Source organism: Stenotrophomonas sp. IS26, assembly GCF_054188265.1.
The window spans coordinates 20,453-28,314 of record NZ_JBSZJV010000031.1 but is presented as its reverse complement, the minus strand read 5'-3'; the positions used below and the strand labels follow the sequence as shown (position 1 = coordinate 28,314).

At 67.1% G+C, this 7,862-nt stretch carries 7 protein-coding genes and 1 pseudogene; 7 read left to right on the top strand and 1 reads right to left on the bottom strand.

The window, feature by feature from the left end; genetic code table 11:
- Window positions 1–230 precede the first annotated feature (230 nt).
- The 7 genes and pseudogenes from ACW6W5_RS17400 to ACW6W5_RS17370 all read left to right on the top strand — a co-directional run bounded on the left by ACW6W5_RS17400 (window position 231) and on the right by ACW6W5_RS17370 (window position 5,718).
- A complete protein-coding gene (locus ACW6W5_RS17400) occupies window positions 231–710 on the top strand; it encodes an FKBP-type peptidyl-prolyl cis-trans isomerase (protein ID WP_088433264.1) in 480 nt (159 codons plus the stop codon).
- A gap of 83 nt (window positions 711–793) precedes the next feature.
- On the top strand, window positions 794–2,041 hold the full coding sequence (locus tag ACW6W5_RS17395) for a DUF418 domain-containing protein (protein ID WP_121038520.1): 1,248 nt from the start codon (window positions 794–796) through the stop codon (window positions 2,039–2,041).
- A gap of 15 nt (window positions 2,042–2,056) precedes the next feature.
- Window positions 2,057–2,200 (top strand): annotated as a pseudogene (locus tag ACW6W5_RS17390) (amino acid dehydrogenase); the annotation flags it as partial.
- Window positions 2,197–3,552: a glutathione-disulfide reductase gene (gene gorA / locus ACW6W5_RS17385; RefSeq protein WP_152154427.1), complete on the top strand. Its 1,356-nt coding sequence runs from the start codon at window positions 2,197–2,199 to the stop codon at window positions 3,550–3,552. The pseudogene ACW6W5_RS17390 and the gene gorA, both read left to right, overlap by 4 nt.
- A gap of 122 nt (window positions 3,553–3,674) precedes the next feature.
- Window positions 3,675–4,595: a DMT family transporter gene (locus ACW6W5_RS17380; RefSeq protein ID WP_152154425.1), complete on the top strand. Its 921-nt coding sequence runs from the start codon at window positions 3,675–3,677 to the stop codon at window positions 4,593–4,595.
- A complete protein-coding gene (locus tag ACW6W5_RS17375) occupies window positions 4,502–4,954 on the top strand; it encodes an MGMT family protein (RefSeq protein ID WP_428999850.1) in 453 nt (150 codons plus the stop codon). Before ACW6W5_RS17380 ends, ACW6W5_RS17375 begins: the two co-directional genes overlap by 94 nt.
- Before the next feature lie 89 nt (window positions 4,955–5,043).
- Window positions 5,044–5,718, top strand: coding sequence for a rhomboid family intramembrane serine protease (locus ACW6W5_RS17370; RefSeq protein ID WP_121038514.1), 675 nt, complete (start codon window positions 5,044–5,046; stop codon window positions 5,716–5,718).
- A gap of 100 nt (window positions 5,719–5,818) precedes the next feature.
- Here ACW6W5_RS17370 and ACW6W5_RS17365 read toward each other — a convergent pair whose 3' ends face one another.
- Window positions 5,819–7,831 (bottom strand): M13 family metallopeptidase, encoded by a 2,013-nt coding sequence (locus ACW6W5_RS17365; protein ID WP_121038511.1) that lies wholly within the window; start codon window positions 7,829–7,831, stop codon window positions 5,819–5,821.
- Window positions 7,832–7,862 lie beyond the last annotated feature (31 nt).

The window sequence follows — 7,862 nt, the reverse complement described above, 5'->3', positions numbered from 1 at the left end:
GGCGGCGGGGCCGGGCGGGTGGTCTTGCCGCCGCCACAGGCGCTCAGCAGGGCGATGATCGCCAGCAGGGCCAGGCGGCCGGGCAGGCGGGTCAGGCGCGAAACTGGCGTCATGTGCATGTTGTCCGGATAATGCGCGACCTTAGAAGGCCGTCATGATGGCGGCGTATCCGGCAGGCCACAACCCGCCTCACCCGTCTGCCCTCGGCAGTCTCCAGACCAGAGTTGCGCATGAAGATCGAAAAAGACCGCGTCGTCCGTTTCCATTACACCGTCGCCGAGCAGGGCCAGGAGCCGATCGAGAGCTCCAAGGACCGTGATCCGCTGGCGATCCTGATCGGCCACGGCAACATCATCCCGGGCCTGGAAAACGCCATGATGGACAAGGAAGCCGGCGCCACCTTCGAGGTGGACGTGAAGGCGACCGATGCCTACGGCGAGCGCCGCGAAGGCCTGACCCAGCGCGTGCCCAAGAAGCACTTCGGCACCAGCAAGCTGGTGCCGGGCCAGCAGGTCGTGCTGCAGACCAACTTTGGCCCGCGCGCGGTCACCGTCGAGAAGGTCGGCATGAGCGTGGTCGATGTCGACCTGAACCACCCGATGGCCGGCAAGGACCTGCACTTCAACGTGGAGATCGTTGACGTGCGCGAAGCCAGCAAGGAAGAAATCGAGCACGGCCACGTGCACGGCGACGGCGGCCACCAGCACTGAGTGCTGCAACCCCTCGCTGATCCAACGGCCCGCTTCGGCGGGCCGTTTTCGTTCGTGCGGCAGGCCCCCGCGCGCACGGCATAATGGCGGGCCTGGTCAGCGGATTGCCTGTGAACGCAGCTTCTTCTCCTTTGCAGCCGGTGGGTGCCCACGAGCGCATCGCCGTCATCGACATCCTGCGCGGGTTCGCGCTGCTGGGCATCCTGCTGATGAACATGGAGGCCTTCAGCGGTCCGCTGGACCTGTCCTTCACCGGCATCGATCCGCATTGGCAGGGCGCGGACTACTGGGCCGATGCGGCCATCTACGTGCTGGTCCAGGGCAAGTTCTTCACCCTGTTCTCGCTGCTGTTCGGCGCGGGGTTCTCGGTCATGGCGCAGCGCGCCGACGCGGCCGGTCGCGCATTCGCACCGTTCTATCTGCGCCGCAGCGCGGCACTGCTGCTGATCGGCCTGTGCCACGCGGTGCTGGTGTGGTCCGGCGACATCCTGGTGATCTACGCGTTGATCTCGCTGCTGCTGCTCGCCTGCCGCGAGGCGCCGCGCAGTTGGTTGCCCGCGATGGGCGCGATCAGCTATCTGGGCGCTGCCGCCCTGGTGCTGGTGCTGGGGGCGTTGATGAGCTGGATGGCCAGCATGGAGCACACGCAGGAACCGCTGCGCGAGGCCATCGCCCAGGCCCAACGCACGATCGAGCTGCAGCGCCAGGCGTACGCGCATGGCAGCTGGGGGCAGGCGGTGGGACAGCGCCTGCGTGATCTCGGCGCGATGCTGTCGGGCATCTTCGTGATCGGTCCGGAAGTGCTGGGCATGTTCCTGATCGGCAGCTGGTTCGCGCGCAGTGGCGCGCTGGCCGAACCCGAGCGGTTTGCGCGGCTGTATGCACGGCTGCGCTGGATCGCGTTGCCGGTCGGGCTGGTGCTGATGCTGGGCAGTGCGATCTGGCACCCCTATCAGGCACCTGGCACGCTGGATCTGCGCAGCGGCGTGGCGTATGCGATCAGTGCACTGGCCGGGCTGCTGATGTGCCTGGGCTATCTGGCCTGGATCGTGCACTGGCGCGCACGCCTGCAGATGCTGGCGCCGATGGGGCGGATGGCGCTCACGCATTACATCGGCCAGTCGCTGGTCTGTACCTGGGTGTTCTATGGCTATGGATGGGGCGCGTTCGAAACGATGCCGCGGCTGTGGCAGATCCCGTTCGCGCTGGCGCTGTTTGCGCTGCAGCTCGCGATCAGCCATGCGTGGCTGCGGTACTTCCGGTTCGGGCCGCTGGAGTGGATCTGGCGCGCGATGACCTATCTGCAGTGGCCGCCGTTGCGCCGGGCCTGACACGGCGGTGCCGCGCACCCTCACGTCTGGATCGCAGCCGGTCGTGGCATGCTGGGCAGGAGCATGAGCGTCGGCACCGGCCAGTTGATGGCAGACCTGATCAACGGCCGCGCGCCGGTGATCGATCCTGCCCCTTACCGAGTTGAGCGATGCCAATGACGACGCAATACGACTATGACCTGATCGTGCTGGGCGGTGGTTCCGGCGGCCTGGCCGCGGCGTTCCGCGCCGCGCAGCACGGCCAGCGGGTAGCGATGCTGGAGCCGGGCGAGCTCGGCGGCACCTGCGTCAATGTCGGCTGCGTGCCGAAGAAGGCGATGTGGCTCGCCGCCGATCTGTCCGGACGCATCGGCTTGGCTGCAGCGATGGGATTCGATGTGCCGGTGCGCCCATCACTGGATTGGAAAGAGCTGGTGGTACATCGCCAGGCGTACATTGCCAACATCCATGCCAGCTATCTCAAGCGCCTGGATGAAAACAAGGTGGTACGGGTGCCGCGTCGTGGCCGCCTCGTGGATGCGCACACCGTGGAGTGCAGCGATGGTGTACGGATCAGCGCCTCGCACATTCTGATCGCAACCGGTGCCCATCCCCAGCGCCCGGACATTCCCGGTGCCGAACTGGGCCTGGTCTCCGATGATTTCTTCAATCTGTGCAGTGCGCCGGAGCGGGTCGCGATCGTGGGCGGTGGCTACATCGCAGTGGAGCTGGCCGGGCTGCTGCAGGCGCTCGGCAGCCGCGTGACCCTGCTGGTCCGTGGTGAACGGTTGCTGGAGCGCTTCGATGCGGAACTGACCGGACAGCTCGCCGATAATCTTCGCCATCAGGGCGTCCAGCTCCATTTCGGGTATCGCCTGCGTGAGTTGCAGCGTGATGGCGATGCGGTGGTGGCGCTCGGGCACGACGGGCCCGCCGATGGTCACTTCGATGCCGTGTTCTTCGCCACTGGCCGGCGCGGTAACAGTGCCGATCTCGGGCTGGAGGCCGTGGGTGTGGTGGTCGGTGAGAAGGGCGAGGTCGAGGTCGACGCGTGGCAGACCACCGCGGTACCCAGCGTGCATGCGGTGGGCGACATCGCCGGCAAGGTTGGCCTGACCCCGGTGGCGATCGCCGCGGCGCGCAAGCTGATCGACCGCCTGTTCGGTGGCCAGCCCCAGGCGAAGATGGACTATGAAAACGTGGCCAGTGTGGTGTTCTCGCATCCGGCCCTGGGCGCGGTGGGGCTGAGCGAAGAAGAGGCCTGTGCGAGATACGGCGATGTGCGCGTGTACCGCAGCAACTTCCGCCCGATGCTGCAGGCGTTGGCTGACGGTACCCAGCGCAGCCTGTTCAAGCTGGTCTGCGTGGGCGAGGACGAGCGCGTGGTCGGCGTGCACCTGCTGGGCGAGTCTGCGGATGAAATCCTGCAGGGGTTCGCGCTGGCGGTGAAGATGGGTGTGACCAAGGCCCAGTTCGACGACACCGTGGCGATCCATCCAACCTCCGCAGAAGAAGTCGTACTGATGCGCTGAACGCGCATCAGCGGCGTGCACCTGCCGCAGCCGCAGCAGGGATCCGGGAGTGCCGCCACGCATGCGACAATGGCCGCCCCACCTGCTGCCCAGCCGCCTCCGTGCGGCTGTCCGCCGTCCTGATGTCCTCTCCCGCCTCCTTGCTGCCCACGTCCTCCAGCCGCATCGCCGCCGGCGGTATCGCACTGGCCGCGATCGGCGCGATCGCTGCTTCGGGCAAGGCGGTCATCGTCAAACTCGCCTATCGGCATGGCGTGGACGCCACCACGCTGCTGGCCCTGCGGATGCTGATGGCCTTTCCGCTGTTCGCGGTGTTGGCGGTGTGGTCGGCCCGGCGCGCGCCGGCGCTGTCGTGGGGCGACCGCGGGCGGGTGGTGTCGCTGGGCTTCACCGGTTACTACCTGTCCAGCCTGCTGGACTTCCAGGGCCTGCAGTACATCAGCGTGACACTGGAACGGCTGATCCTGTACTTGAACCCGACCCTGGTGCTGCTGATCAGCCTGGTCCTGCTGAAAAAGCGCCCCGGTCGCTGGCAGGTGGCGGCGCTGGTGCTCAGCTATCTCGGCGTCCTGCTGGCCTTCGGGCATGACCTGCAGCTGGAAGGCGGGCGCATCGTGCTGGGCAGTGCGCTGGTGTTCGCCAGCGCGCTGAGCTATGCGCTGTATCTGTTCGGCAGTGGCCAGGTGGTGGCCCGGATCGGTGCGATCCGCCTGACCGCCTATGCCAGCTGCGTGGCCTGCGTGCTGTGCGTGCTGCACTTCGCGGTGCTCCACCCGATGGCCGCGCTGGGCCAGGCGCCCACGCCGGTGTACTGGCTGTCGCTGATCAATGCCACGGTCTGCACGGTGCTGCCGGTGATGGCGATCATGCTGGCGGTGAAGCGGATCGGTTCGTCGCTGGCCGCCCAGGTGGGTATGCTCGGTCCGGTCTCCACCATCGTGATGAGTCTATGGCTGCTCGACGAACCCATGGGGCCGTGGCAGATCCTCGGCACGGCCTTGGTCCTGCTCGGCGTGCTGCTGGTCAGCCGGGTCCGCGCGTGAATGCGGCCGCCGTGGGCGATGACCCGGCGGCGCAGGCGCGTGCACGGATTCTGGCGGTGATCCGGGCGATTCCGCGCGGGCAGGTGATGGGCTATGGCCAGGTCGCCGCCAAGGCCGGGCTACCGGGCAGGGCGCGGCTGACCGCACGCGTGCTTGGCATGAATGACGACCCGGAACTGCCGTGGCACCGCGTGCTGCGCTCGGACGGGCGCATCGCGATGCCGGAAGGCTCGGCCGGGTGGAAAGAACAGAGCCAGCGGCTGCGCGCCGAGGGCGTGGCGATCGAGCGGGGGCGGGTCAAGGGCATGCCGGTGGCCGGTGCCAATGATCTGGATGCCGCCCTGTGGGGACCGGGCTGACGCTGCCTGCGCGTTGAATGCCCGCGCTGGCGCGCAGATCGCGGCCGGGTGCTGCGGCTATGATGGGCGCAGTTCCAAAGGATGCCCTCATGTTTCCGCGCCTGCCCACTGTCACCAAAGCGTTGCTGATCGCCAATGCCCTGCTGTTCCTGCTGCAGCAGCCGTTCCTGCTTGGCAATGCCACGTTCGAGCCCTTCATGCTGCAGCCTCTGGGGGGCGGCTTCGATCCGTTCTCGCCGGGCGGCAATTTCCAGCCCTGGCAGCTGCTGACCTATGGCTTCCTGCATGGCAGCTTCGGCCATCTGTTCTTCAACATGCTCGCGCTCTTCATGTTCGGTGCGCCGCTGGAACAGACCTGGGGCGAAAAACGCTTCCTCACCTATTACCTGGTGTGCGTCGCCGGCGCCGGCCTGTGCCAGCTGCTGGTCGGCATGATGCTGGCCGACCCGGCCACGGTGCTGGGTGCTTCGGGTGGCGTGTTCGGCCTGTTGCTGGCCTACGGCATGCTGTTCCCCAACCAGCGGGTGATGCTGCTGTTCCCGCCGATCCCGATGAAGGCACGTACCTTCGTGATCGTGTTCGGCGCGATGGAACTGATGCTGGGCGCCACCGGCTGGCAGCCGGGCGTGGCCCACTTCGCGCACTTGGGCGGCATGCTGTTCGGCTGGCTGTTGATCCGCTACTGGCGCGGCCAACCACCGTTCAACAACCGACGTCCGCCGGGCCCGCCGAAGCGTCCCAACCACCTGCGCAGCATCAAGTAAGGCAAATAACAGGGACGGAGGTAGTTAATAACCACCTCCGTCCCCGTTAAAGGAAAAGGGCGCCCAGTGGGCGCCCTTTTCGTTTGCTACATAGCCAGACTCAGCGCCAGACCTTGATCTGGTCGTTGTCCACGCGCTGCATCGGCTGGCCGGGCTTGCAGGTGAACGTGGCACCGAAGGCCGGCAGGTTGGACAGCGGGCCATTGGTGCGCCAGCGGCCCGGGGCCAGGATGTCCGAGGTCACGCGCTGGGCGGCCACGTTCGGCGAGAGCTGCTGCGGCCACAGGCTCGCCCACGCACGGAAGAAGCCCTGCTGGGCGGCCGGCTTGGCCGCCGGTTCGACAGCCTTGTAAGCCTCCCACGCCAGTTCCAGACCGGCCAGGTCGGCCAGATTCTCTTCGCGGGTGAGTTCACCGTTGACCTTGGCACCCTTCACGCCCGGGTAGTCGTAGCCGCTGTACTGGGCGGCCACGCGGTTGCCGAACAGGGTCCAGGCGGTCTTGTCAGCCGGGGTCCACCAACTGCGCAGTTCGCCCTTGGCATCCACCAGCGCGCCCTTGGCGTCGATCGCACGGGTCAGTTCGTGCGCGACGAGCGCGCCGTAGCTGCCGAACAGGTCGGCGGTATCGCCCTTGGCATTGAACACCGGGCCCTGCAGCACGGCGGCGGTGACGATCAGGCGGTTCTGCGCGATGTCATACGCCAGTGCCGGCTGCTGCGGCAGCACGTCCCAGCGGCGGTCGGCGTTGCCCTTGCCGATGCGCTTCATTTCCTCGCGGTGGCGCCAGGTGGAGGCGATCAGCATGTTGCCGCCGAAGCTGCCGCGGCCCATCGGCTGCACCGTGTAGTCCAGATCGCGCAGCGGGGTGCCGATCTCGATCTTCAGCGCAGCCAGCTTGGCCTGTGCTTCGGTCTTGGCCTCATCGCTCATCCAGGTGCTGCGCTTGACCGCATCGATCTGCACTTCGCGGATCTTGTCCACCACCAGCGCCGCCTTGCGACGGTCGTCGGCCGACAGGTGCTTGGCCGCATATTCGCGGCCGACCATCGGGCCGGCAGCCACGTTGATCGCATCCAGCACCTGCTCCCAGCGCGCCGGCGGCAGGGTCTGGCCACGCATCACACGGCCACGGAATTCGAATTCGGCATCGCGGTAGGCCTTGGACAGGTACGGGGCCATCGCATCACCCACGCGCCAGCGCAGGTAGACCTTCCACTGTTCCGGCTTGAGCCGGGTGACCATGCCGTCGAGCTGCTTGAACAGCGCCGGATCGGACAGCGAGACCAGGTCGTCATTGACGCCCTGTGCCTTCAGGAAGGCCTCCAGCTGCAGGTTGCGGTAACGGCTGTTGAGCTCCTTGGTGGAGATCGGCGCGTAGTTGTTGAACGGATTGTTGATGCCGGCCAGCGACTGCGCATTGCGCGCCAGCTCGGTCTCCAGCGCGATCACCGACTGCGATTCGGCATCGAGCTTGTCAGCCGGGGTACCGGTCAGCGCCAGCACCTGCTTGACGTAAGTACGGTAGCGCGCCATCAGCGCGACGGTGTCGGCATCGGTACGGGTATAGAACGCCGGGTCCGGCAGGCCCATGCCGCCCTGCATGAAGTAACCGATGTGGCGATCCAGCGCCTTCAGGTCCACGTCCGGGGCAAAGTTGAAGGCCACCGGGATGCCGACCTGGTGCAGCGCGGCGATCGAGGCCGGCACGTCCTTGGCCTTCTTGATCGCGTTGATGCGGGTCAGCAACGGGGCGATCGGGTTGGAACCGTCGGCTTCCACCGCGGCCTCGTCCAGGCCGCTGGCCCAGAAGTCGCCGAGCAGCTTCTGCACGTTGCCCTGCGGTGCGGTCATCGCCCCATCCAGCAGTTCACGCTGCTGCTGGCGCGCGCGGTCGGCCAGCTGGCCCAGTGCGGTGGTGGCACCGGTCTGCGGCACCGGATTGGCTTTCAGCCAGGTCGCGTTGGTGGCCTCGTAGAAGTCGCTGCACTGGGCGCTGACGGCCGGCGCGCGGGCGGCGGCCTTCTTCTTCGGCGCGGCGTGCGCATCGTGTGCGATGACCAGGGAGGCCAGGCTCAGGCCCAGGGCAATGGCGAGCGGACGGAGGTTGGACATGTAAAGCGAATCCAGCAGGATTGGGATCGCG

Coding starts and splice junctions, on each gene's coding strand:
- ACW6W5_RS17400 (WP_088433264.1), top strand. CDS start 231: ATGAAGATCGAAAAAGACCGCGTCGTCCGTTTCCATTACACCGTCGCC.
- ACW6W5_RS17395 (WP_121038520.1), top strand. CDS start 794: ATGGCGGGCCTGGTCAGCGGATTGCCTGTGAACGCAGCTTCTTCTCCT.
- gorA (WP_152154427.1), top strand. CDS start 2,197: ATGACGACGCAATACGACTATGACCTGATCGTGCTGGGCGGTGGTTCC.
- ACW6W5_RS17380 (WP_152154425.1), top strand. CDS start 3,675: ATGTCCTCTCCCGCCTCCTTGCTGCCCACGTCCTCCAGCCGCATCGCC.
- ACW6W5_RS17375 (WP_428999850.1), top strand. CDS start 4,502: ATGGCTGCTCGACGAACCCATGGGGCCGTGGCAGATCCTCGGCACGGC.
- ACW6W5_RS17370 (WP_121038514.1), top strand. CDS start 5,044: ATGTTTCCGCGCCTGCCCACTGTCACCAAAGCGTTGCTGATCGCCAAT.
- ACW6W5_RS17365 (WP_121038511.1), bottom strand. CDS start 7,831: ATGTCCAACCTCCGTCCGCTCGCCATTGCCCTGGGCCTGAGCCTGGCC.